Annotated in this window: 26 protein-coding genes and 1 pseudogene; 16 read left to right on the forward strand and 11 right to left on the reverse strand. The window is 59.9% G+C overall.

Annotation, left to right across the window (positions count from 1 at the left end; translation table 11 throughout):
- Window positions 1-14: 14 nt before the first annotated feature.
- Window positions 15-1493, reverse strand: coding sequence for an ABC transporter substrate-binding protein (locus tag ACTHXA_RS00855; protein WP_441668378.1), 1479 nt, complete (start codon window positions 1491-1493; stop codon window positions 15-17).
- A 206-nt stretch (window positions 1494-1699) separates the two neighbouring features.
- Here ACTHXA_RS00855 and ACTHXA_RS00860 point away from each other — a divergent pair, with 206 nt between their 5' ends.
- Together ACTHXA_RS00860 and ACTHXA_RS00865 are read left to right on the forward strand one after the other, a co-directional pair.
- Window positions 1700-2470, forward strand: coding sequence for a helix-turn-helix domain-containing protein (locus tag ACTHXA_RS00860; RefSeq protein ID WP_441668380.1), 771 nt, complete (start codon window positions 1700-1702; stop codon window positions 2468-2470).
- Window positions 2471-2674: 204 nt separating this feature from the next.
- Window positions 2675-3163 (forward strand): small multidrug efflux protein, encoded by a 489-nt coding sequence (locus tag ACTHXA_RS00865; protein WP_441668382.1) that lies wholly within the window; start codon window positions 2675-2677, stop codon window positions 3161-3163.
- A gap of 43 nt (window positions 3164-3206) precedes the next feature.
- Here the strand turns inward: ACTHXA_RS00865 and ACTHXA_RS00870 are convergent, their stop codons facing one another.
- From ACTHXA_RS00870 to ACTHXA_RS00885, 4 genes are all read right to left on the reverse strand, one after another.
- The gene (locus ACTHXA_RS00870; protein ID WP_441668384.1) at window positions 3207-3983 is read right to left on the reverse strand and encodes a type VI immunity family protein; all 777 of its coding nucleotides are present in this window, start codon (window positions 3981-3983) and stop codon (window positions 3207-3209) included.
- Window positions 3947-4165: a hypothetical protein gene (locus ACTHXA_RS00875; protein WP_441668386.1), complete on the reverse strand. Its 219-nt coding sequence runs from the start codon at window positions 4163-4165 to the stop codon at window positions 3947-3949. Before ACTHXA_RS00875 ends, ACTHXA_RS00870 begins: the two co-directional genes overlap by 37 nt.
- Window positions 4166-4267: 102 nt before the next feature.
- The gene (locus ACTHXA_RS00880) at window positions 4268-4894 is read right to left on the reverse strand and encodes a helix-turn-helix domain-containing protein (RefSeq protein WP_441668388.1); all 627 of its coding nucleotides are present in this window, start codon (window positions 4892-4894) and stop codon (window positions 4268-4270) included.
- A 51-nt stretch (window positions 4895-4945) separates the two neighbouring features.
- Complete coding sequence (locus tag ACTHXA_RS00885; protein WP_441668390.1) at window positions 4946-5386, reverse strand: hypothetical protein; 441 nt, start codon at window positions 5384-5386, stop codon at window positions 4946-4948.
- A gap of 207 nt (window positions 5387-5593) precedes the next feature.
- Here ACTHXA_RS00885 and ACTHXA_RS00890 point away from each other — a divergent pair, with 207 nt between their 5' ends.
- The 7 genes from ACTHXA_RS00890 (at window position 5594) to ACTHXA_RS00920 (ending at window position 11458) form a co-directional block, all read left to right on the forward strand.
- On the forward strand, window positions 5594-5872 hold the full coding sequence (locus tag ACTHXA_RS00890) for a type II toxin-antitoxin system Phd/YefM family antitoxin (RefSeq protein ID WP_441668392.1): 279 nt from the start codon (window positions 5594-5596) through the stop codon (window positions 5870-5872).
- Between the two features lie 3 nt (window positions 5873-5875).
- The gene (locus ACTHXA_RS00895) at window positions 5876-6271 is read left to right on the forward strand and encodes a type II toxin-antitoxin system VapC family toxin (protein ID WP_441668394.1); all 396 of its coding nucleotides are present in this window, start codon (window positions 5876-5878) and stop codon (window positions 6269-6271) included.
- A 33-nt stretch (window positions 6272-6304) separates the two neighbouring features.
- A complete protein-coding gene (locus tag ACTHXA_RS00900; RefSeq protein WP_441668396.1) occupies window positions 6305-6409 on the forward strand; it encodes a DUF1963 domain-containing protein in 105 nt (34 codons plus the stop codon).
- A gap of 857 nt (window positions 6410-7266) precedes the next feature.
- Window positions 7267-7863 carry a DUF305 domain-containing protein gene (locus tag ACTHXA_RS00905; protein WP_441668398.1) on the forward strand — a complete coding sequence of 199 codons (597 nt, stop codon included), beginning with the start codon at window positions 7267-7269 and terminating at the stop codon, window positions 7861-7863.
- Window positions 7864-7979: 116 nt separating this feature from the next.
- On the forward strand, window positions 7980-8552 hold the full coding sequence (locus tag ACTHXA_RS00910) for a CueP family metal-binding protein (protein ID WP_441668400.1): 573 nt from the start codon (window positions 7980-7982) through the stop codon (window positions 8550-8552).
- Between the two features lie 159 nt (window positions 8553-8711).
- Window positions 8712-9170: a hypothetical protein gene (locus tag ACTHXA_RS00915; protein WP_441668402.1), complete on the forward strand. Its 459-nt coding sequence runs from the start codon at window positions 8712-8714 to the stop codon at window positions 9168-9170.
- A gap of 107 nt (window positions 9171-9277) precedes the next feature.
- A complete protein-coding gene (locus ACTHXA_RS00920; RefSeq protein ID WP_441668404.1) occupies window positions 9278-11458 on the forward strand; it encodes a heavy metal translocating P-type ATPase in 2181 nt (726 codons plus the stop codon).
- A 555-nt stretch (window positions 11459-12013) separates the two neighbouring features.
- Here ACTHXA_RS00920 and ACTHXA_RS00925 read toward each other — a convergent pair.
- The 5 genes and pseudogenes from ACTHXA_RS00925 to ACTHXA_RS00945 form a co-directional block, all read right to left on the reverse strand.
- A complete protein-coding gene (locus ACTHXA_RS00925; RefSeq protein ID WP_441668406.1) occupies window positions 12014-12748 on the reverse strand; it encodes an aquaporin in 735 nt (244 codons plus the stop codon).
- Window positions 12745-13116 carry an arsenate-mycothiol transferase ArsC gene (locus tag ACTHXA_RS00930; protein WP_441668648.1) on the reverse strand — a complete coding sequence of 124 codons (372 nt, stop codon included), beginning with the start codon at window positions 13114-13116 and terminating at the stop codon, window positions 12745-12747. The genes ACTHXA_RS00925 and ACTHXA_RS00930 overlap by 4 nt, the downstream gene beginning before the upstream one ends.
- Before the next feature lie 75 nt (window positions 13117-13191).
- A pseudogene (locus tag ACTHXA_RS00935) lies at window positions 13192-13590 on the reverse strand (arsenate reductase ArsC); the annotation flags it as partial.
- Window positions 13587-14591: a metalloregulator ArsR/SmtB family transcription factor gene (locus ACTHXA_RS00940; RefSeq protein WP_441668408.1), complete on the reverse strand. Its 1005-nt coding sequence runs from the start codon at window positions 14589-14591 to the stop codon at window positions 13587-13589. The gene ACTHXA_RS00940 and the pseudogene ACTHXA_RS00935, both read right to left, overlap by 4 nt.
- Before the next feature lie 150 nt (window positions 14592-14741).
- Window positions 14742-15347, reverse strand: a complete 606-nt coding sequence (locus ACTHXA_RS00945) for an arsenate reductase/protein-tyrosine-phosphatase family protein (RefSeq protein ID WP_441668410.1) — start codon at window positions 15345-15347, stop codon at window positions 14742-14744.
- Between the two features lie 61 nt (window positions 15348-15408).
- Here ACTHXA_RS00945 and chrA point away from each other — a divergent pair, with 61 nt between their 5' ends.
- The 7 genes from chrA (at window position 15409) to ACTHXA_RS00980 (ending at window position 22904) form a co-directional block, all read left to right on the forward strand.
- Window positions 15409-16320 carry a chromate efflux transporter gene (gene chrA, locus ACTHXA_RS00950; RefSeq protein ID WP_441668650.1) on the forward strand — a complete coding sequence of 304 codons (912 nt, stop codon included), beginning with the start codon at window positions 15409-15411 and terminating at the stop codon, window positions 16318-16320.
- Window positions 16321-16479: 159 nt separating this feature from the next.
- On the forward strand, window positions 16480-16716 hold the full coding sequence (locus tag ACTHXA_RS00955) for a heavy-metal-associated domain-containing protein (RefSeq protein ID WP_441668412.1): 237 nt from the start codon (window positions 16480-16482) through the stop codon (window positions 16714-16716).
- 34 nt (window positions 16717-16750) lie between these two features.
- Window positions 16751-18751, forward strand: coding sequence for a heavy metal translocating P-type ATPase (locus tag ACTHXA_RS00960; protein ID WP_441668414.1), 2001 nt, complete (start codon window positions 16751-16753; stop codon window positions 18749-18751).
- A gap of 39 nt (window positions 18752-18790) precedes the next feature.
- Window positions 18791-19222: a cupin domain-containing protein gene (locus ACTHXA_RS00965; RefSeq protein WP_441668416.1), complete on the forward strand. Its 432-nt coding sequence runs from the start codon at window positions 18791-18793 to the stop codon at window positions 19220-19222.
- Between the two features lie 33 nt (window positions 19223-19255).
- The gene (locus tag ACTHXA_RS00970; protein WP_441668418.1) at window positions 19256-20161 is read left to right on the forward strand and encodes an NADP-dependent oxidoreductase; all 906 of its coding nucleotides are present in this window, start codon (window positions 19256-19258) and stop codon (window positions 20159-20161) included.
- Between the two features lie 43 nt (window positions 20162-20204).
- Complete coding sequence (locus ACTHXA_RS00975) at window positions 20205-20927, forward strand: Crp/Fnr family transcriptional regulator (RefSeq protein WP_441668420.1); 723 nt, start codon at window positions 20205-20207, stop codon at window positions 20925-20927.
- A gap of 117 nt (window positions 20928-21044) precedes the next feature.
- On the forward strand, window positions 21045-22904 hold the full coding sequence (locus tag ACTHXA_RS00980) for a heavy metal translocating P-type ATPase (RefSeq protein WP_441668652.1): 1860 nt from the start codon (window positions 21045-21047) through the stop codon (window positions 22902-22904).
- Between the two features lie 150 nt (window positions 22905-23054).
- On the opposite strand, the gene ACTHXA_RS00985 is transcribed toward ACTHXA_RS00980, so the two are convergent.
- A complete protein-coding gene (locus tag ACTHXA_RS00985) occupies window positions 23055-23330 on the reverse strand; it encodes a helix-turn-helix domain-containing protein (RefSeq protein WP_441668422.1) in 276 nt (91 codons plus the stop codon).
- Window positions 23331-23475 lie beyond the last annotated feature (145 nt).

Below are 23475 nucleotides of genomic sequence, written 5' to 3' on the forward strand. Positions count from 1 at the left end.
GCGTGACGCACAGGTCAGTCGATTAGGATGACATCGGCGAGGTCTGGAAACTGCGATTCCACGAGCCCCTCAACACCCGAACGGGAAGCACCGATTGACGGGACAAAGACCGGCGCGATTTGGTTGCCCTCTTCCCACAGCAGCTGCTGTGCATCGTGCGAGGCTTGTAGGCGCTCTTCGGGTGTCACTCCGCTGCGAGCCGCCAGTACAAGCTCGTCGACCTCTGGGAATGTGCCAGGCGTGTGGTTGGTCTCAAAGGAAACCGGTGGGTTGTATCCCGCCTTGAACGGAAGTTGTTCCCACGCCGGGTAGTCGGCAAAAAGCTGGCCCGCGGGAAGCTCCTGCAGCGTCGCGTTTACGCCTATCGCCTGCAAATCTTCGACGATGAGAGTTGCGGTTTCTACCATTCCCGCTATCTCCGGTCCGGCGGTGAGCTCAATGTTGACGCCAACGGCGCCAGCCTCTTCGAGCAGTTCGCGCGCCCGGTCGGGGTCATATTCTCGCTGCGGAATCGTGTCGTTGTGGTTCGGGAAACCGAGAGCCGGCAAGTCGTTGCCCAGGTAGCCGAGACCGTAGTACACGTTTTCTAGGATGCGATCGCGGTCGACTGCGAGTTGGAACGCTTCACGAACACGCGGGTCATCAAAAGGCTCCGTTTCGATATTCATCGTGAACGGCATGTAGGACACATACGGTGGCTCACTCATCGCGACACTGATTTCTTCATTGCCGGTCAATGTTTGTGCTTGGGCAGGAGTGATGCCATTGGCGTAGTCGACTTGGCCCTGCTCAAGCGCCGTAACCCGAGCTGTGCCGTCCGGAATCGAAATCAATTCGATCGCGTCGAGCGCCGAGGCGTCACCGTAATAGTCAGGGTTCTTCTCGAGGAGCGTTGATTGTCCAGGCTCGAATGCTGCAATAGTGAACGGCCCTGAAGACGGCGTTGACTCGGTGAATTCGACGGTGCCATCCTGGATCGCAAGCATGCTTTGGCATAGGAGTAGTCGACCATCGGCGATTGGCGTCGTCGCAGGTAATACGACGGTGTGTTCGTCCGGTGTTGTGGCCGCGTCGAGATCGAAGCTGCGAGAAACGTGCAGCACGAAGGGCAGACCTTCTAGCAACGTCGGAGCTTGCAACGAATAGAGCACGTCATCCGCGGTGAGGGGGCTGCCGTCGGTGAAGGTGATGCCTTCTCTGACATCGAGAGTGTATTCGGAAAGATCATCCGAGATTTCAATATTTTCCAGTACTCCGTACGAGACACCGTCTTCCTCGTTCGGGCCGAGTTCGCATAGCGGTGCGTGTACCAACCCCGCGCGAACGAAATCTAAGGCGGTGGGGCCTTGGAAGTAGTTCAGGGTTTCAGCGGCACCACCGGCAAAGGCGGCACGGAGCGTCCCGCCGCTTTCGCTTGCCGCCGAGGTTTGTTGCGGCGTTGCGCTCGTGCAGGCAGTGAGGGTGAGGATGCCCGCCAGGGCAATGCCTATCAACGCTGAAGTCCTATGACCGGGTTGTTTCGATGCCACTTGGCCCATCGCTTTCAATGACTATGCGTGCCTCCGGGTGAGGCACACTGCGCTCAAGCATAAGCTATTGATAGTCATTATCAATAAGAGGGCGCGGTTGGCGAATATGCTCTGCCCACGTCCCGCGCCTGCGCGGCCCGTAGAATTCATGCCACAACGAAGGATTCCTCATGGCGTGGAGCACCCGAGAGCTCGCCGAGTTGGCTGGCACTACGACGAATACCGTGCGGCACTATCACCGGCTCGGGCTGCTCGATGAGCCCGCGCGTCGGTATAACGGCTACAAACAGTACGGCGCAACCCACCTCGTGCGTCTCTTGCGCATCCGTCGCCTCGCCGAATTGGGCGTGCCACTCGCGCAAATCGCTGCCGATGGCGACGGATCCGAAACCATGGCCGAAGCGCTCCGCGAGGTCGACGCGGAACTTGCGCTGCGCATCCACCGCTTGGAACAGGCGCGGTCAGACATCGCGACACTGCTCCGCAATGACGCGCCCGCCGACTCTCCCGCAGGATTCGAGTCTGTGGCGGCGCTCATGACCGAGACGGATAGCGCGTTCATCCACATTTATAGCCGCCTCTATGACCAGGATGCACTGGCCGACCTTCGGCGCATGATCGAGATGGATGCGACGAGCGAGTCGGTTGGTCACGAGCTCGATTCGCTCGCTGATGATGCCGACGAAGAGACGCGTGAGCGTTTGGCGGCACAGATTGCACCGAGCATCGCGCAGAGTCTTACAGAGTATCCGTGGCTGGCAGTGCCGGGGGAGCACGTCGCGCAGAGCGCAAAAGTTGTGCAACGGACGATCATGGAAGCGGTCCTGGAACTGTATAACGAGGCCCAAATTGATGTGATCGTCCGGGCGGTGGGTCTCGCGCAATGGCGGATGCAGGACGAAGGGGCAGCAGATGCGCCCGAGCCGGGCGACGAAAACTGAGCGTTACCTGAACCCTCACGATGGCGACTTGACCCTGTTCTAAGAACACAGTTTCTACTTACTGCATCAGCGAGGTCGACCACCAGTATGCGACCTCCATTCTCCCAAAGGAGGAGGTTCTGCCATGAACCCCGTGCAGGAACTCATCGCCAACTTTCAATTGTTGATGGGCCAAGTGCCCGAACTCATCCAGCCCCTTATGTGATGCTCGCCGCCGTCGTGCCCTTTCTCGAGGGAGAAGTCGGCGCGATGATTGGCATCGCCGGTGGAATGCCTGTGCTGGTCGCAGCGATCGCGGCAGCAACCGGTAATTTCCTCAGCGTGCTCGTGGTCGTGCTCCTCACCTCGGGTGCTCGCTCCGCGGTGGTGAATCGTCACCGCGTCCAGCAGTCCGTACTCGTTGGTGCCGGCAGCGCCGAGTTCGTCGGCGAAGAATCGGTCGAGGATACATCCGTCAAGCCTGAATCGAAGGGTCGCGCACGGTTCAAGAAATGGGTCGTTCGGTTCGGCGTCCCAGGTGCGAGTATCCTCGGGCCGCTTGCTATTCCGACGCAGTTCACCTCGGCAATCCTTGTTGCGAGTGGGACACCGCGCGGGTGGGTGCTGTTGTGGCAAGCCGTCGCGATCGTGATCTGGACGACCATCGCCACCGTTTCAGTGTGGGCCGCGCTCACCTTCGTGGTCGGCATCTAACTGTCCAGATTTCGGTTGGCAGTTGCATCAGATCGATAGACATTCAATCGTCGAAGCGTCGTACCCAGTCGAGAGTGGCTTGGCGGAGATTGCGGGTGCGAGGCGCATCGATAAGGTGGATGTTCGGCCCCTCAGGGTAGTCCTCGAAACGCCCCGGCCGCAGCGCCGCATTCACGGCGCGGTATGCAGGGTGAACCTCGCCTCTACCGCGATCGCTAAGTTGCGGCAGTTCGCAGGCACGAATGAGTACCCCGCCATCGTAGGGGTGGACGGTTGGTGGGGTTGTTTGGCGTTCTGCTGCCGTCTCATGCAGTCGAACCTGCAGCGATTCAAGACCTCCGAGACGATTGATCACAGTGTCGCCCAATATCGTGAGCCAATTCACCGACTGGTACCGACCGGGCTTTAATTGCACATTGAATACGGCGCAGTCGAGGCCCGGATAACGTTCCCACCACTGCCACGCAGCCCCGCGCCGATGGTGTGCCATGCCGATCTCGTCGACCAGCGCGAACCCCGCCGTTCCCTGCTGTGGTCGCACTGCCGCGCTCCAGGACAGGATCAACGCAACGTATTCATCGGCGTCGCGCAGCACCGCAGATGGCGGCATAGAAACGGCGACGTAGGACTGCCATGGTTTGCGCGGCTCGTGTGCGAGCATCGTTGCTTCCGCTTGCCAGCGTGGTGGATTCGCACGCTGTAGTAGAGCGAGGTTTAGCGGTCGGTCGGGTTCGTGGACGACCGATGCGAGGGCCTGCTCAACATCGGTGGTGAAGGCGCCGCCTAACCGCCGGGGCGGTTGTCCGCAGCGATCATCCACTGTTCGAATGCCCCTTGCGCGATCTCATAGGACTGCAGCAATACGTCGATCGCGGCTCGGCGCGACTCAGATAGGTGACCATCCGGAAGCTGGAATTGGGCGGTCACGCCGAGACGCTGCAGTGGTTTGCCGGTTTGCGGGGCCGGGATGGTGAGCTCGTCGAGCTTGGCGGCGTTACTCAAATGGGGTTTCCGTTCCGTGGAACCGTCTCGCAGCGCAACAATGAAAAGAATGCGCGCAGGCCTGTAACGAGCAGGTCAGGCCGTTCTATAGCGAGAAAGTGACTACTCGCAAGTGTGCTCGATGCCGATCCCGCGCAATATTGCGTGCAACTGCGCGCCCTGATCCGGGTCTGACCTGGCCGCGACCAGCGGGAATTCGGGCAGCTGTTGCTGTGCCCGAATCTCATCGGTACTGCGTGTCCAGCCTTCCTCCGCGAGCGCCATGCTGCCATAGGACCAGGCGAGCAGTAGGTCATGGGCATCTCTGGGATTGACGGAGGCGTTGGCGGTCAGCGTGAGGAGGGTCTCGCTGAGGCGGAACGAATGTACCCCCAGGATGGGTTGCGTGCGCAGCAGGGAGAGGGTGCCGGGAATCATTGCCATCTCCTGCGCACGCTGCGTCAGTGAGACGAGCGCGCAACTGCGGCAGTTGACGGCGAGAAGGTCTTCCGGGTGTAAGGTGCCGAGGCGCTCATCGCCGAGGTCATGCCAGACCCGTGAGAGTGACGGGAAATAGGTGTACAACGCGTTTGCGGCGACCCCCACTTCGGCTGCAAGGGCGCGCAAAGATATGCCGTCGATGGTCCCGCGCTTCCGCAGAAGCCGATCAGCGGCTTCGAGGATGACGTGCCGGTCGATGTCCCCGCGCGGGCCACGCTTGATCGAGTGGCGAGACGTGGGTTCATGCATGACGCTTGTCACCTTAGCAATGACCCGGCACACCCGACGGCTGAAGGGAACTTATTGTGTGCAGATATCGGTGATCTGGTCGCCGGCCGCGATTAGACCGTCGGTCTGACCATTGAGTGAATCATCGAGTTCGCCGTCCTGAGCGAGGGCGCTGAGGTCCTGGTTCTTGAGATCCGTCGAGAACGTCTCAAACGCATCGGCAAACCCGTTCAACGCATCTTTGACTTCCGTATTCGAGACATCACTCTGCGCCTGATCAATGGCCTCGTCTATGGGTGCGAGCACCTCATCGAAGTCGACTTGCTCGCCCGCCATCCCGCGCTGGACCGCGTCATTGAAATCATGCCCCAGCGTGACGTTCACCTGCGAGAGCAGGACATTGGTCTGCAGGCAGGCTTGGTCGACGCTCTGGCTCGAGCACGCCGCAAGAGACGACGCCAGCGTAATTGCTGCGAGCACTGATCCGATGCGGGTGATGGGAAGAACTGTCATGTGAATAGACCTCCGTGAGTACTGGGTTAACAGGAATTGTACAGTGTACATACTAGGCGCGTGAGGCAGTGACAGTGCGGAGACGACCTGGAGCGAGGAAAACGGATCGCATTATTCGTTCATGGTGGATGGGCTCCGGGTAAACGTCGGGCGTTCGGCATGAGCTTGCCGCGGATTGTTGTCTGACATAAGTAGTACAATGGGTGCGTGTTGAATGTATCGAAGCGAGATCTCAACCAGCGGACCTCAGCCGTGCTCGCGCAAGCCACCGAGGTTGGTGAGGTGATTGTGACCGAGCGGGGTGAGCCCCGTTGGCGAGTGAGCTCGTACCGTGGCCAGGATGATGCGCTCGCCCGAGCCGAAAGGCAGGGGCGCTATACCCCGCCGAGCAATCAGCAAGAGCCGTGGCCTGACGCTGTCAACGGACCTCTGTATACCTCGGATGAAGTCGATGCGATGCTCGACGACATGAAGGGTGCGCACTGACCGATGGCCATCGTGTATCTCGACTCATCGGTGGCGTTGCGCACGATTCTTGATGTCCCAGAGCGAATCCAACTGCAGACGTGGATGGACTCGATTGGTGCGAGCTTCGTGTCTTCGCGGCTTCTGCGAACTGAGGTGATTCGCGTGCTGCGCCGCGATTCAAGGGTGCTCTCAGATGCCGATGCGTTGTTCGGACGTGTCGGATTATTTGATGTGACTCGCGAGACACATTCGATTGCAGAGTCGATCGAGCGGAATATAAAGACACTCGATGCCCTGCACCTCGCCACCGCGCTCTTGATCGGCGAGTCGGTCACTGTCGCGAGTCATGACGCGAATATGAAGGACGTCGCAGAGCGTCTCGGACTCAAAGTAATCGATCCCGTGCGATCGGTCTGAGTAAGCCCCACGTAAACAGGAATAAAGCCGTGAGTGAAATGGCACAGCCCGCACGAAGGTTGCCTCTATTTCTGGATCCACAGCGACGACCTTGAGAACAAGCGGTTTGAACGCTCCTGGCAGATGCTGCAGTCCTAGATTCCCGTAGGAAACTGCCTATCTTCGCCGCTCACCGGCGAATGCGCGGTTGAGTCAGCCCTAAACATCCCAATAGTGGGGCGTTTGCGAAACTCGTTGACCAGGCGTTTGCGAATTCCTCCGAGTAGCGCTTTCCAGACGTAGGACGAAAATTTCCCACAAGTTTGAATGTCTCGGACGCGCTGGAGGGGAAGTGCGCAGCGCAGACCAGGCAGTCGGATGATGACACAACCTGCTGCACCCGCGATCCAGAGTTTCCATACAGGTATTGTCAAGACCACTCGATCCTTTGATACCCTTGCGGGGTATATTTGTGAACATGCCATGAAGGGGTAGAGGTGAATTCTGACCACACCGCGTCCCCTTCTCGAGTTAGCTGGCGGGGCGTTCTGATTTCCTTGCTTGCTCTGACTGCACTGCTCGTGTGCGGGTCGCTTCTTCATACCGGTAGTGGGCATGAGAATCCGACGGTCTCCGCGGCGGAACAGCCAGGTGTCGGCATTGACGCTCTCACGCATGGCACCGTGAATGACCTCGCCTCGCCACCCGACCAAGAGCAGCACCATGGTTGTGCTGGCCACTGCGGCGAACCTGTTCTGACAGCGTTGACCTGCATATTCATGCTGCTTACCGTCGGCCTGCTCTTCCTAACGCTGCTACGTCGCGGCGTCCGCATGCGCGTCCGAGAATGGCTCTTGCTCGTCATCGCCCCGATTCGATCCGGTCTGCGCCGGATCACTCCTACTCCCCAAGAACTTTCCATCAGTCGGACCTGATTTCCACGCACATTGCGAGGTGCCACAAAGTGCCTTGCGATGACGCGTCGTTATTGCTCACCCGATTTGATTGGAACCACTTTGAAGATTCGCACGATATTTGTTGTCTCCGCACTGTTGACTGTCTCGTTGGCTCTTGCCGCCTGCAGCAACGGTTCTCCCACCGACAGCGCTGAGAACGCCTCACCCTCGCCGAGCGTCAGTTCCGAGTTCAACGACGCTGACGTGACGTTCGCGCGCATGATGATCCCTCATCACGCTCAGGCTATTGAAATGTCCGACATCATCCTCGCGAAAGAGGACGTCGACCCGCGCGTCACCGAACTGGCGGAAGAAATCAAAGGCGCCCAACAGCCCGAGATCGACCAGCTCAACAACATGCTCGAGGCTTGGGGCGAACCGGTGTCTCCTGACATGGGTCACGGCGACATGGATCACGGCAGTATGGACGGGATGATGTCGGACGATGACATGGCAGCCCTCGAAAGTGCAGCCGGGCCTGACGCAAGCCGACTCTTTCTTGAACAGATGATTGCCCACCACGAAGGGGCCGTCGACATGGCCCAGGAGGAAATCGCTTCCGGCTCCAACCCCGAAGCGATCGCGATGGCTGAAGACATCACCGCTACGCAGAACAGCGAAATCGACACGATGCGCGAAATTCTCGAGACGCTCTAGCCCCTCACTCGCTGCCGTCTTTTCGGCATTCGAATCTCAACACTTACCATTCGGCTCTCATATCGTCGGCGTCTTGTACGTCGACGGGATGAGGGCCGATGAAAGGAACTTCTTTTATGAAGCGACTCGTCACGCTGCTGGCCAGTGCCTCAATTATCGGTTTTGCCCTGGCTGGCTGCGCTCCGACCTCGACGGCGAAAGCGCCTGAGTCCTCGCCGCTGCTGAATAAGCACGGCCTTGCTGACATGTCCACGACTGAAATCATCGACTCTCTCGACAAGATGGAAGTCGCGGATCGCCCGACTGACTTGATCGCCTCGGTACGTCCTGACACTCTCCTAATCTCTGACGGTCAGGAAGAAACATCGCTGGACTTGCCAGACGACCTTGCATACGTCTCCATCGCGCCCTACTTGGAACAGACCCACGACTGCTACTTCCATAGCCTGACGACCTGCCGCGGGGAGCTTGCGAACCAAGAAATCGACGTGCAGATCATCGATGAAAACACGAGGGAAGTGTTGGTCGACGAAGTCACGACCACCTACGAAAACGGCTTCATCGGCTATTGGCTGCCGCGCGACCTTGAAGGCACTATCCAAATCAGTCAAGCAGGCCGCAGCGGTACGGCAGAAGTCGTCACCTCGAGCGATGCAGCGACCTGCATCACGACGCTTCGCCTCACTTAACTGTTCGAGAAATTGTGCTGCACCGGACAGCAGTCCGGTGCAGCACAACGCAGGCAGTCAGGTAGTTGCTAGGACAAGAAAGGGTAGATACATGTACCGCTGGAACGTTCGCCCGCTTTGGGATCCGAGAGGCCGAACACGTATAGGGGTAGCGGAAAAATGAGCGGATTCATCGCTGTCGCGCTCGCCAGTAGCCCGGGCGAGATCATTATGAGCGGCCAGCTGCTCGTTGCACTGCCGCTCGCGCTCCTGGCAGGTCTGGTCTCGTTCGCCTCCTCATGCATTTTGCCGGTGGTACCCAGATACCTGGGCCTAGTCGGGGCGGTATCCGGTCAAGACGCCGGCTCGGGTAAGACTCCAGTTGAGATACGACCGCAGCAGATGAATACCAACACAGTCACCAGTCAGCGGCGCGTGGCGCTGGGCGCGACGTTATTTGCGCTCGGGCTGGGGCGTGCCACGAAGACTCTGGCCTGGCTTCGCCCCCTTATCCGCACCATCCACATCGCAGGCGGAACGCTGCTCATAGTGATCGGTGGGCTGATGGTCACCGGAGGGTCGCAGATGCTTCCCTCCGCAGTCGCTGCCATGCTCCCCGGGTATCTCGCCCCGATCTAGGAACCAGACACCCTCACCCTAACTACTTCTACCAACACTGGCTTGCGTCTTGACCAGATTGCTTGCTGACCAAATCATCCGTTCAACATTGAAGAGAGAGTACTGCGATGAGCGAAGAGCACCGTCACCATCACGACCTAAACGCGACCGAGCATGATCGAACTTCTGCTCACGACGACCACAGCCAGCAGGAGGCTCACGCGCATAGTGGTGAGACCTATGATCTTGCTGGCCATCGAGATGACACCGGGCACCACAACCACGCTGGTCACGATGGTCTTACTGGGCATCACAGCCACGCTGGCCATGGTGACCACGTAGCGCAATACCGGCGTCTGTTTTTGATCATGCTCGTCCTTGCCATCCCGGTGGTCGGGTTCAACGATATGTTTGCCGACATTCTCGGCTACTCGCTTCCGGACGTCGCATGGGTGCCTTGGGTATCCCCGATTCTTGGGAGCATGGTTTATTTCTGGGGAGGTGCACCATTCCTCACCGGTGCATGGGATGAGATCCGGGCACGTAAACCTGGGATGATGCTTCTCATCGGACTTGCGATCACGGTCGCGTTTCTCGCGTCGGTTGGGGCGAGCCTTGGTGTGCTGAGTCATGAGCTCAATTTTTGGTGGGAGATGGCACTTCTCGTCGTCATCATGCTGCTCGGGCACTGGATTGAAATGCGCTCACTCGCGCAAACGACCTCGGCGCTGGATTCGCTGGCGGCGCTGCTTCCCGACGAAGCAGAGAAGGTCGTTGGTGACGACATCATCACCGTGTTACCAACGGATCTTCAGACCGGTGACGTCGTCATCGTTCGCCCCGGTGCTGCCGTGCCGACGGATGGTCGCGTTATCGAGGGATCGGCAAGTATGGACGAGTCGATGGTGACCGGCGAGTCCAAGAGTGTACGGCGATCGATTGGCGAGCAGGTCGTCGCCGGAACGGTCGCGACTGATTCGGGACTTCGGGTCGAAGTGACCGCGACCGGCGATGACACAACGCTTGCTGGGATCCAGAAACTTGTCGCCGATGCGCAAGCTTCCTCATCTCGGGCGCAACGGCTTGCGGACAAAGCCGCGGGCTGGTTGTTCTGGTATGCGCTGGGTTCGGCAGTGGTCACCGCGATCGTATGGCTTGTCCTGGGGATGCCAGATGCTGCTGTGGTTCGCGCGATCACGGTCTTGGTGATCGCATGCCCGCACGCGTTGGGACTCGCGATTCCGCTCGTTGTGTCGATCGCTACCGAGCGCTCTGCTCGCGGCGGGGTACTGATTAAGGATCGGCTTGCGCTCGAGTCGATGCGTTTGGTCGACGCCGTGCTGTTCGACAAGACAGGTACTCTCACGAAGGGTGAACCCACGGTGACGAGGATCGAGCCTGTCCCCGGGCATTCGTCGGGACAAGTGCTCGCACTGGCGGCGGCTGCGGAGTCTTATAGCGAGCATCCGCTCGGGAAAGCCATCATTGGGGCGGCCGAAACGCGCGAACTTACGCTTGCCACGGCGACTGATTTCACGTCTTCGCCAGCGGTAGGGGTGCGGGCTACTGTGGCTGACGCTGTGGTTGAGGTTGGTGGACCGAACTTGCTTGAACAGCATGGCCTAACCGAGCTGGCGGTCGCGGATGAATGGCGCCAAGAGGGTGCAATTATTTTGCATGTGCTTGCTGACGGGGAGGTGATCGGGGCGTTGCGTTTGGCGGACGAGATTCGAGCTGAGTCGCGACAGACGGTGGACGCTCTTCATGCCACGGGTGCGCAGGTGGTCATGATTACTGGTGATGCCCAAGCAGTCGCGGACCACGTCGCCCAGGAACTTGGTATCGATCGAGTGTTTGCAGGCGTTCGTCCGGAAGATAAGGCAGCGAAAGTCGCCGAGCTGCAGCACGAAGGAAAAAAGGTCGCGATGGTTGGTGACGGCGTCAACGACGCCCCGGCGCTGGCACAAGCCGATGTGGGCATCGCGATCGGTGCAGGTACCGATGTCGCGATCGGTTCCGCAGGTGTGATCCTCGCCAGTTCTGATCCCCGATCGGTGCTGTCGATTATTGAGCTTTCCCGGGCCGCGTACCGAAAGATGAAAGAAAACCTCTGGTGGGCTGCTGGCTATAACATCCTGGCTGTGCCGCTCGCAGCTGGTGTTCTCGCGCCCATCGGCTTCGTGCTGCCGATGAGCGTGGGGGCACTCCTGATGTCGGCGTCTACGATTGTTGTCGCACTGAACGCGCAACTGCTTCGACGACTCGACCTCACACCGGAGCGCAGCGCCGAGCGGTTTCTCAATCAGTAACTATCCGGACCTGCTCTGTTTGAAGTACTCGGGTTCGTCGGTGAAACCCACCCAGTAGATGCCTGAGGAGGCTGCGTGCGTGCCCGGCACCCAGGCCGACGATTCCCGTAATTTTATTGAGAGTCCAATCATGCGCGATGAAGGACTCTCAATAAAGTTACGGGGCTATTTACGAAACCTGTTGATCTGGGATTTATTGGTCTCTCAGTCTCGCCATCCAAGCTAGAATCTCCCGAAGTTCTAATCGTTGGACAACCAACTAATTCGCCGCGTGACAGGTGAATTGCAAGTGGACTCTGAGAGTTCGCACAAATCGTGACGGGCAGCTTCAGCCCTAATGCTCATCAGGGCTACACTGCGGCCGCAAGGGCTGACTCATACGTAGGGCCGTCAAGGTGTTCCAGAAATCCTCAGTCTTGCTTCTAATAGATCGCTCGCCTGCGTGCTCGGGCATTTCGAATGTGCCGCGTGGCTGAAATGTCCCTGACACCCGTGTTCGTTTCACGATACTGCCACGTGTCGGTCTCCGCCTGGCGGATCTAACGCCGCACGAAGTCAGTGCTTTCGAGATGGGAACAGAATAATGGTCAGCGCCACACCAATTGCGGCGCCGATGAGCTGCGCGCCGAGGAAAGGGAGCGCAGACGTGGGTGCAATCCCCGCGAATGTATCGGTAAAGATACGGCCGATGGTCACTGCGGGGTTCGCGAACGAGGTCGAAGATGTGAACCAGTAGGCCGCACCGATATAGGCTCCCACCGCTGGGCCGATCACGGAGGTGCGGCCACTGCGCACGAGCGCGAAGATGACAAGCACCAGGCCTGCCGTCGCAACGATTTCAGCCAGCAAATGGCTGGCTGTCGCACGCTCGGTTGCCGAAATGCTCGTGGGAACGGAGAACATAGCATTTGCGAGCACGGCGCCACCGATACCGCCTGCCATTTGCGCGACAACGTACACGCCGATCTCAACGACGGATCGACGGGCACCGAGCGCTTGATCAGCGAGCGTGACAATCGGATTGAAGTGTGCGCCGGAGAGTTGCTGAAACATTGCGATCAGCACCGCGAGTCCTAGCGCCGTGGCCAGGGAATTCTCCAACAGCATGAGCCCCGAATCGTTCGGGGAAAGCCGCTGCGCGGCGATTCCCGAGCCGACCACGATCGCCACAAGCAAGCCCGCGCCGATTGCTTCGGCGATGGCGCGCCGCCACAGTGCCTCTGCAGGATTGGCTTGTGCATCCCGGTGCGGGCGTGGATGACGACCGTTCGGTGCTGTGCTGATGGTCATCGAAGAGATTGATCCGCAAGTTCGATCGCCAGGTCGCGTACTTTCGCGGCAATGTCGTCGCGAACCAGGCGCATACGCTCTTCGCCTTCGATACCGCGCAAGGAAGGTTCGTCGATCTGCCAAATCTCAATCTTCCCCAGCATTCCCGGCACCGGCTCGACGATGGCCTCGGCCCCGAGCACGATGATGCGGCTGGCTGTCCGCAGTATTTCAAGGTCGATTGGCTTTGGGTACTCGCCGTCCATCGTCCCGCCGATCTCCGCCACGGACGCTTCCGACAGATCGTTCAGCGCTTCGCCTGGTGCGGTTCCCGCAGACCACACGCGAACCGCGCCGCCTGCATGTTGCCGCATGAGGGCGGCTGCCATTTGCGATTTGCCGCCGTTCTTCTTGCACACGAAGAGCACTGAGGGCACCGCATTGAGGGCGTCGTCGTCGATCTGAAGTGAGGTGATGAGGTGCTCGACGCGCTGCTTGATCTCGTCACGGATCGGTCTCACCGCGTCGATACCTTGGCTTGCCGGATCATCAAGGACCCAGTCTTCGTACCGCTTGCCCGGGTAGTACGGGCAAGCATCGCCGCACCCCATGGTGATCACGACGTCGGATTCCTGCACGGCCTGGTCCGTAAGTACCTTGGGGGATTCACCGGCGATGTCAATGCCCTCTTCGTGCATGGCTTCAACAGCGACAGGGTTGATGTGCTCGGCCGGGATGGATCCCGCCGAACGGACTTCGATGTGGTCGCCCGCAAGGTGTCGCAGGTAGCCCGCGGCCATCTGGGAACGTCCGGCATTGTGGACGCAGACGAACAGGACGCTCGGTTTGGTTGTATGTGTCATTGCTTGATTGCATTCTCTGAGTGGCTGGTGAGTGTGTCGAGGAGGTGCTTGACCCGTGCTTCGATGTCGTCCCGGATGGCGGCGACGCCTTCGTCGGAGGCGAGGACGGGGTCGCCAACGGACCAGTCTTCGTAGCGCACTCCGGGAATGACAGGGCAGACGTCACCACAGCCCATCGTGACCACGACATCGGCAGCGCGCACGGCATCATCCGTGAGCGGTTTGGGGAATGCGGCGGATGCGTCCTCATCACCCTCGATCTCGACCAGCAGCGATCGGACCCGTGGATGCACGCCAGCCGCGGGCGTCGATCCTGCTGAGCGGGCGACGACCTTGCCGTCCGCGAGCTGGTTCACCAGGGCAGCAGCAAGTTGTGACCTGCCCGCATTTGCGAGGCACACGAACAGCACTTGAGGAACCCCAGCCTCGCGATCTCTATCCAGATCGGCGAGGCGTTGTCGGGCGAAGCGCTCGGTGAGCGGGATCAAGTGCTGCGTCAGCCTCGCGGTACGTAGCAGTGCGGCATACGACTCGCGGACGATCGTGATGACGAGATCTCGGTTCAGGTGCTGTGTCTCGTCAGCGATTTCAAGTGCCAGTCGTTCTACTCGCGAATCGAGGATTGCGAGTGTCTTTGCTCGGTCGTTAACATCGCTCGGAAGCGCAACCACGGTTGCCGGGGCGAACGAGTCGAGCAGTGCGGTCACGGCTGTTTTTCGCGTCGGAGGGATGCGGTAGTACACCCAGGTGCCACGTCGCTCCGACGCGAGCAGTCCGGTGTCTTTCATTACCCGGAGATGGTGCGAGATGGTGGGCTGCGAGACGTCCGCCAGTTCGGCAAGATCACATACGCATGCCTCGCCGCGCGGATCGCTTGCGATTGCAGACAGCATGCGCAAACGCAGCGGGTCGGCGATCGCTTTCAGCGTGGCGGCAACGGTGACGGCGGCTTCATTGCCGATCGCATGGGTCGGCGTGGGAGTGCATTCGGTGCTCGTCATAATGTCCTCAATTCGAAAGGGGCAGAGAATCGACGTGCAAACGCAGAGCGAGGCTCGATCTGCCATTACTTCGATGACTCTCTATATAGAGAGTATTCGATACAAGCGCAAGCTTGCAAGCGGAGCGCATCGTGCGACGGAAAGGTACATCTACTGAGTGGTGGAATAATAGGTGTCGAGAACGGCTGCTCGCCGACGGATTTCGCGGAACGCCGCTTCGTAAGCTTGGGTTGTGCCGATCTTCCCTGGGTTAGGGATAGACCAGTGGAGCGCACTCGTCAGAGCTAGTTCTTCGCGTGCACGATCACAGAGGGTGACCACTAAATCACCCTCAAGGCATATGGAGCTGATGCGCTGCGGGGTGTGTCCTGTGAGATCGAGGCCGTGACGGTTAGCGATCACAATGGCTTTCGGTGAGGTGTGGCCAGACGGGTGCGTGCCCGCTGAGGTGGCGGGGATTCGGCTCACAGTCGACCAGTAGGCTGCTGCGAGCGGGGAACGCGCAGAGTTCCCGGTGCAGATGAATACGATCCGCCGTGCAGGCAGCTTGGGTACCGGCGCATGACTTATTAACGTGTCGGGCATTAGTCGAACGTAGAAGCGACGGCCATCCCCTTCGGAGCGGTTGCGGGTAACGATACCCTCGGCATCGAGAACCCGAAGGTGGTGGGCGAGCAGGTTCGAACTCACACCAATTTCGGCCTGCAATTCTCCCGGCGACCGGTCTCCAATCGCGAGGAGATCAACGATCTGCAACCGGGCAGGATTTGGCGGGCTGCTAGCCGCGTGGGCAGGATTCACGCTTCCCTCAGCGATTCTGCTCATCGCCTTCGCTTATGGAGTTACTTCCCTCGGCGATATGGCGAATGCAGGCTGGATCCTTGGGCTCAAAGCAGCGGCAGTCGCCGTTGTCGCTCACGCGGTGCTTGGCATGGCCCGCACACTTACTCCGGACGCACGGAGGGCGACAATCGCGGTAGCCACGATGACCATCGTGCTACTCGTACCAAATATCGTCGCTCAGGTCGGAGCCATTGTCACTGCCGGAATCGCGGGCCTGCTGTGGTTGCGCCCTAGCCTTGCCACAGGAGGTGACGCGGTGCCCTTCACGGTGCGGGTGCCACGCTCGGTCGCAGTGAGCAGCCTCGTGGTCTTCGGCGCTTTACTCGCGGGATTGCCGATTCTCGCCGCCTCGACCGGGAATGCTGCCGTCGGACTCTTCGATATCTTCTACCGGGCCGGAGCGCTCGTGTTCGGAGGCGGGCACGTTGTGCTACCACTGTTACAGGCAGAGACCGTGCAGACCGGGCTCATTGCACAAGACACGTTCCTCGCTGGTTACGGTGCCGCGCAAGCTGTACCTGGCCCACTGTTCACGTTCGCGGCTTACCTCGGCACGGTCGCTGAAACTTCACCATCGGGGCTCCTTGGAGCAGCGATTGCATTGTGTGCAGTCTTTCTCCCAGCAACGCTCCTGGTCGTCGGGGTGCTGCCGTTCTGGGAAGGTTTGCGACGCGCGCCGTACATGCAGCGTGCCCTCATGGGAGTGAACGCGGGGGTCGTCGGCCTGCTCGCGGCGGCGCTTTACACGCCAGTGTTCACCGAAGGGATCACCAGCACACTCGCGCTTGTCGTCGCTGCTGCTGCGTTTGTTGCCCTCACCGCTTGGAAGGCCCCTGCATGGGCAGTTGTCATCGTCTCAGCTCTCGCTGGATGGGTCATTCTCTGACCACCACCCACGAAGTGAAGAGGCCTGTCCTTTCCGTGAGTCTTCGACTTGATCTGCGTCAAGGCCAAAATTCACGCTCCTCGGTAGCGTAAGCATCACACATCGGGAAGAAGTCCCGGTCAACGCCTGATGTTGACATAGAGAGAGAAAGGTATCACCATGAGCAACGCATCCGAAACCACTCACACACTGCTACGCGCTGAGGGCTTCTCGTGTCCCTCCTGCGTCGCCAAGATCGAGAAGCAGGTCGGCCGCTTGGACGGCGTCGACAACGTCACCGTTCACTTCGCTTCCGGTCGTGTCGAGGTTGATCATGACGAGACCAAGGCCTCGGTCGACGATCTGATCGCCGCGGTCGGCAAGGCTGGTTACACGTCCAAGGTCTCCGCGTTCTAACACGCATTTCATCGATACGAAGGGCGGTGAGGTCGTGAACGTGGTTCGCAAATGGAGGTACGGCAACTGGTTTGTGCCGGTCGTGTCCGGCGTCCTAATTCTCATCTCGTTCGGCATCGAGCACCTCTTCGACGGCGGCCTGAATGTTACCGTGAGCCTGCGGTGGTGGGTGCATGCGGGTGAGCACGCACACGGGTCGGGTGAGGTGTTCACGCTCGCCAATGCGTTCATGCTTGCCGCGGCCGTTGTTGCGGGCTACGGTATCGTCGTCAAGGCGTTCCGTGCGCTGATGGTCAAGTTCATCAGCATCGATTTGCTGGTCTCGATTGCCGCCATCGGCGCGATCATCATCGGCAACTTCTGGGAAGCGGCCGCGGTCACGTTCTTGTTCGCGATCGGTCACGCTCTCGAAGCGGGCACGATGAACAAGACGCGTGCCGCCCTCGCTGCCCTAGTTTCGGTGGCCCCCGACCGTGCCGTGGTGCTCCGAAATGGTGACCAGGTGGAGATCCCCGCGGGGCAGGTGCGCATGGGTGAGATCGTGCTCGTCAAGAACGGTGCGAAAGTGCCCGTTGACGGGCAGGTCGTCTCGGGTACGGGCGCGATCGATGAGGCATCGATCACCGGCGAGTCCATTCCGGTCGAGAAAGCCAAGTCCGATCACGTGTTCGCAGGCACCATCTCGCGCGGCGGATTCCTGCAAGTCATGGCGACGGGCATCGGAGCGGACACGACCCTTGCACGCATCATCCACAGGGTGGAGGAGGCGCAGGATGCGAAAGCGAAGACGCAAGCATTCATCGACCGATTCTCGAAATGGTACACACCGGCTGTAATGGTCCTTGCCCTTGCTGCGGGACTCATCTCTGGCGACGTAGTGCTGGGCTTGACGCTGCTGGTGATCGGTTGCCCCGGAGCACTGGTGATCTCGATCCCGGTGGCGATTGTCGCGGGGATCGGGCGCTCTGCCCGCAACGGAATTTTGATTAAGGGTGGCGAATACCTGGAGACCTCCGCGAAGATCTCGGCCGTCGCTGTCGACAAGACCGGCACCCTCACCGAGGGCCGCCCCGTACTCGCCGAAATTGTCGTGCTCGATCCCGCACTTGAGCGTCGAGACGTGCTGCGCTGGGCGGCGGCAGCCGAGGCCGGTTCCGAGCATCCGCTCGCCCGCCCCATCCTTGACACTGCTCGTGCGGAAGGCGTTGCGCCGGTAGACGTCCCGGGCACGGTCACCCCCGTGAACGGGAAGGGGATCGTTGCCGACGTTGACGGCGGGCGCGTGTTGATAGGCAATGCGGCACTGCTTGAGCAGTACGGCATTGACAACGATGCGGGTTCGGCAGTGGCAGCGAACGAGATGGCGGCGGCGGGCAAGACGCCGATGATTGTCGCGGTGGACGACGCCGTCATCGGTGTGCTCGCTGTCGCGGATGCGATACGTGAAGACGCGCCCGAGATGATCCGGCGACTGCATGCCAGCGGCGTCAAGAAGGTGGTCATGCTCACCGGCGACACCCGCCTCGTTGCCGAATCGATCGGACAGGCAACCGGTATCGACGAGATTCACGCATCGCTCTTACCCGAAGACAAACTCGATGCGGTGGCACAAATGCAGCGCGAAGGGTATGTCGTCGCCATGGTCGGCGACGGTGTGAACGACGCCCCTGCCCTGGCGACGGCCGATATCGGGGTCGCCATGGGGGCCGCCGGCTCCGCGGTAGCGGTAGAGACCGCAGATATCGCCCTGATGGGCGACAACCTCCTAAAGCTTCCAGAAGCGATCCGTCTTGCCAAGCGCACCGTGAGTGTGATGCGACAGAACATTGCCATCGCGCTCATCACCGTGATCCTGCTGCTGATCGGTGTCTTCGCCGGAGGCGTAACGATGTCGCTCGGGATGCTGGTGCACGAAGGGTCGGTGCTCATCGTGATCCTCAACGCCATGCGGCTGCTCCGCAACACACGCGAAGACACAACCCTGCCGAAAGCTGAGCGCACGAACACCACTGCCGTCAGCGCAACATCGCTATAGAACCCGCTAATCGAAATTCTCAGAAAGGCAGAAGAAAACATGAACGAACAACAACACACGGTCACCGGGAACGTGAAGCACTTCATCATCACTGACGTTGCCAAGGCGAACCCAGACTTCCGTAAAGTGCTCTGGACAGGAGAAAACTCCCAACTGGTGGTGATGACGATCCCCGCGGGAGGCGAAATCGGTGACGAGGTGCACGACACCACCGATCAACTCTTGACATTCATCTCTGGCACCGGCCAGGCCGACCTTGATGGTCACACCCATGCCGTCGATGCCGGAGACCTGTGCGCAGTTCCCGCTGGTACCCGCCACAACTTCCGCAACACGGGTGACGAACCCCTCGTGATCTACACGGTCTATTCACCGCCCGAACATTCGATCGACACAGTGTTTGCCACGAAGGAGTTGGCGGATGCTGCCGAAGCTTCGGGCGAGGACGCGCCTCCACAGGGCGCACACTGAAACCGACTGAGGCCACAGGAAGTGCACACAGCGATGTCGAAAGTACTCGTTTTTACCTCATACGGTGGACCTGAGACCGAACAGATCATCGAGCGTCCGATGCCCACACCCGGCCCGGATCAGGTCGCGATTGAGGTGAAAGCGGCTGGAGTGAACCCCGCTGACTGGAAGACTCGCGAGGGGCGATTCGGGACACATCACACGCTGCCCAAAGAGATGGGGTTCGAGGCGTCCGGAATCGTCAGGGCAGTCGGCGACAACGTCTCTGGCTTCTCTATCGGCGACGCAGTCCTGGGAGTTGTGGCAGAAGAATTCGGAGGCATCGCTGAACACGCAGTGCTGGCGGCTGCACGCACGGTGCAGAAGTCCGAGCAGATTTCCTTTGCTGACGCTGCGGTACTTCCGGTGGCTGGTGCCACCGCATACGACCTCACTCACCAGATCGAATTAGAGCCTGGTCAAACAATGCTGATCATCGGGTCAGGTGGTGGCGTCGGACTCATGGCCGCCCAGATCGGTCGCGTTCACAAATTCTCGGTCATCGGGGTCGGGAGTGCATCTAAGCAACAACTCATCACATCGACCGGCGCAGCCTTCATCCTTTCAGGCGAAGGTGCCGCCGAACGGGCGCGTGCAATCGCTTCAGATGGGGTGGATCTCATTCTTGACCTCGTTGGTGGTGAGGTTCTGCGCGAGTTCGCCACTCTCGTGAAGAATCCCAAGAATATTGTCAGTGCCGTCGATGCGGCAACCGCGTCTGATCTTGGTGGAGCCGGGCTGGTACGCACCGCTGAGAGCCTCGCGAAGATCACTGGCGTGGTTGAGTACGGACTCGTTGATCCGCACGTGGAGCAGCAGTTCGCGCTCGTGGACGCACGTACCGCGGTCGCCGTCGTCGAATCCGGGCACGCCACCGGCAAGGTCGTCGTGACCACCTGATTCCACCGCATTGCCATACTGGAGGAGAAGGAAAGGAGCATCTTTGTCAACATCACTGCCACTGCCATCAGCGATGAGTGAAGCAGCAGAACTGTGCGTGAGCCTGGTACCCCTGTTCCAAGGGCTGAGCTACGAGGAGCAGCTTGAGGTTGCCCGCGTCGCGCACCCCACGCAGCTCGACCGGTTGCAGCAGGTCTATGGCGCCGGTAGCGACGTGTCACAGCTAATGGTGGTGCACACCGGACGCATCAAAATCTCGCGGATAAGGTCTGACGGACACGAACAAATCATCCGGGTGCTCGGCCCGGGCGACTTCATTGGCGAATCCGCATTCCTTACCGGAACGAGACCCGATCACGCTGCAACCGCGCTCGAAGCTGCGCAGCTGTGCGTGTTCCGTCATGACGATCTCGGCAAGCTCGTTGAGAAGCACGCGAGCATCGGATTGCGGATGCTGCAGGGTGTGAGCAGGCGGCTTGGTGAAGCGGAAGCCCGATTGGCCGCGGTGATATCCGGCAATGTGAGTTCCCGCCTCGCCGACTACCTCCTCACCCTCCCGACGCAACCCACGACAGATCACAACGCCGTAGTTGAGCTTCCATTGACTAAGAAAGACATCGCGTCGCTCCTCGATACGACTCCGGAGTCACTGAGCCGCCAGCTGCGCGCCCTCAGTGAGTCTGGAATCATCCTCCATGAGGCGAAAGATCGTGTCACGATCCTCGATGCAGATGCGCTCACGGCACTCGCGGCCCATGTGCAATAAAGCCAAATACGAAAACGAGGCGATACTGTGACACAGACGATTTCTCCACCGGCAGCCCCCGCAACAAAGCCGGGGCTGTTTCGCGAAACGCTGCAGTTCCTGCGGAGTCGACTGCTCATGGTCTTTGTCATCATTGGTCTGATAACTGGAGTGACACTCTGGGCCACCGGGCAACAGACCGCACTCACGATCACAGCCTTCCTTGTCGTGGGCGTAGTAATCGTGACTACTGCGATCGGCATGATCCGCGACCTCATGAGTGGGCACTGGGGACTCGACGTGCTCGCCGTCGTCGCGATGATTGCCACCCTCGCGGTACAGGAATATGTTGCTGGACTCATCATCGCGTTGATGCTCACCGGTGGCGAAGCACTCGAAGCAGTGGCGGCACGGCGCGCGAGTCGTGAGCTCGACACACTCTTAAACCGCGCCCCCGCCTACGCCCAGCGGGTTGACCGAATCACGGGTGAAGTACAACGCATTCATATCGATGACGTGGCGGTCGGCGATCAGTTGCTCGTGCGCTCTTCGGAAGTGCTGCCCGTTGACGGCACGCTCGTTTCTGACCAGGCGAGCATCGACGAATCATCGGTGACCGGTGAGTCACTGCCGGTGAGCTACCAAGCTGGTGACACGTTGTTGTCGGGAACAGTGAACGGCACCGAAAGTCTCACCATGAGGGCCGAAAAGGTTGCGAGCGAATCGAACTACGCCGGCATCGTGAAGCTCGTCGAAGCGGCCGTCGATTCGCGAGCACCGATGGTGCGACTTGCTGACCGGTACGCGGTTCCCTTCACGATACTGGCACTGCTGATTGCAGGTGCCGCCTGGTTTTTTAGCGGTGACCCGGTGCGATTCGCTGAGGTGCTGGTCGTCGCTACGCCCTGCCCACTCCTGATAGCCACTCCGGTCGCGTTTATGGGCGGCATGAGTTCGGCGGCGAAGCTGAACGTCATTATCAAAGACGGCGGCGCGCTTGAAGTGCTCGCCCGTGTCCGCTCGGCGGCCTTCGACAAAACCGGAACCCTCACACAAGGTAAAGCCGATGTCGTCAACATTCACCCGGAGGCACGCACGGCCAAGGAAACGCTGCAACTCGCGGCGGCCGCCGAACAGTCCTCGGTACACGTGTTCGCCGAACCGATCATTGCAGCGGCGCGGGTTCAAAAGCTAACACTTCCACAAGTTGTACGAGCGGATGAAGTGGCAACGAACGGTGTTCATGCCGAGTTTACTGACGGCACGCAGGTGCGGGTTGGGAAGCCCACATTCATCGAAGAAGTAACTGGGCACATCGCCCGCCCCACCTTGGCTGCGGGCGAAACCGCTGTTTATGTTGCCGTTGGTCAGGAGCTTGCCGGCGTAATTGTGCTTTCCGACCCGCTTCGCCCGCGGGCTGCCGACACCGTGGCTCGTCTGCGAGCAGCCGGGGTCGCCGAGATCGCAATGGTGACCGGAGACGTCGCGCCGACCGCAGAGTCTATTGCGCACGAGGCGGGCATCACGACAGTGCATGCCGAGACGACACCGCAGACCAAGGTGGAGCTCGTGCAGGCGATGAGCCCCGGGCCAGTGCTCATGGTCGGTGACGGCATCAACGATGCCCCCGTGCTCGCGGCCGCGGATGTGGGGATCGCGATGGCCGGGCGCGGTGCGACCGTGGCAAGTGAATCAGCTTCTGCCGTAATTACCGCGGATGACATTTCTCGGGTAGCCGATGTGATGTACGTCGCCCGCCGTACCGTTGCGATCGCACTGCAATCGATCTGGATTGGAATCATCATCTCGGTGGGGTTGATGATTGTCGCAGCCTTTGGGTTTCTTCCAGCAGTGTTGGGTGCCCTCTTGCAAGAAATCGTTGATCTTGTCGCAATCGTGTCGGCGCTGCGCGCCCTCAGCATCTATCGGCGCGTGAAACGTGAACGTGTATCAGGAACCTCTTCCGAAACGGAAGCGTTCGCACAAACCATGCGTTGATAAGTCGCATCGTCCGAAGGCATTCGGCGATCCTCGCAATTTCCGGTCTCGAGTATGTGCTGAGCGTCGGTTACGACTGTCGTTGACAGTGCCGGTTCAGACACTCCAGAGTGAGCGGCACCGCCAAATCGTTGGACGAATAGCGTCAGGCTATCCGCGCTGTTGTGTGCGTACCTCCCGACGTTTCATTAACTCTTTCTCGCGATTCTTGGCTGCGGCAATAGCGTCGGTAGTTCGGTAGCGCGGCGCGTTCGCTTGCGTTGGGACTTCCCGAGCGACGAACGTGAGCGGGCCAAGCACCATTTCGAGTCCGCCAAGCACCTGAGCGGAAAGTGCGATTTCACCGCGGAATACGCGGCCCAAGTATTCCTGGCTCGTTCCCATTTCGGCGGCGATTGTCTTGCGGTTGAGCCCGAGCTCTTTCATTCAGGCCTGCGCAATGAAGCTGACTGCATGGTGGGTTGCGGCAGCGAACCATTCCGCACTGCGCTTTCCGTCGCGTGGCCGAGCCGTTCTCGCTGCGGCAAGATTCTTCCCAAACAGGTGAGGGCACTCGCAATAAGTTCGTGGC

The sequence above is a fragment of the Gulosibacter sp. genome (assembly GCF_052090685.1).
Taxonomy (GTDB): Bacteria; Actinomycetota; Actinomycetes; order Actinomycetales; family Microbacteriaceae; genus Gulosibacter.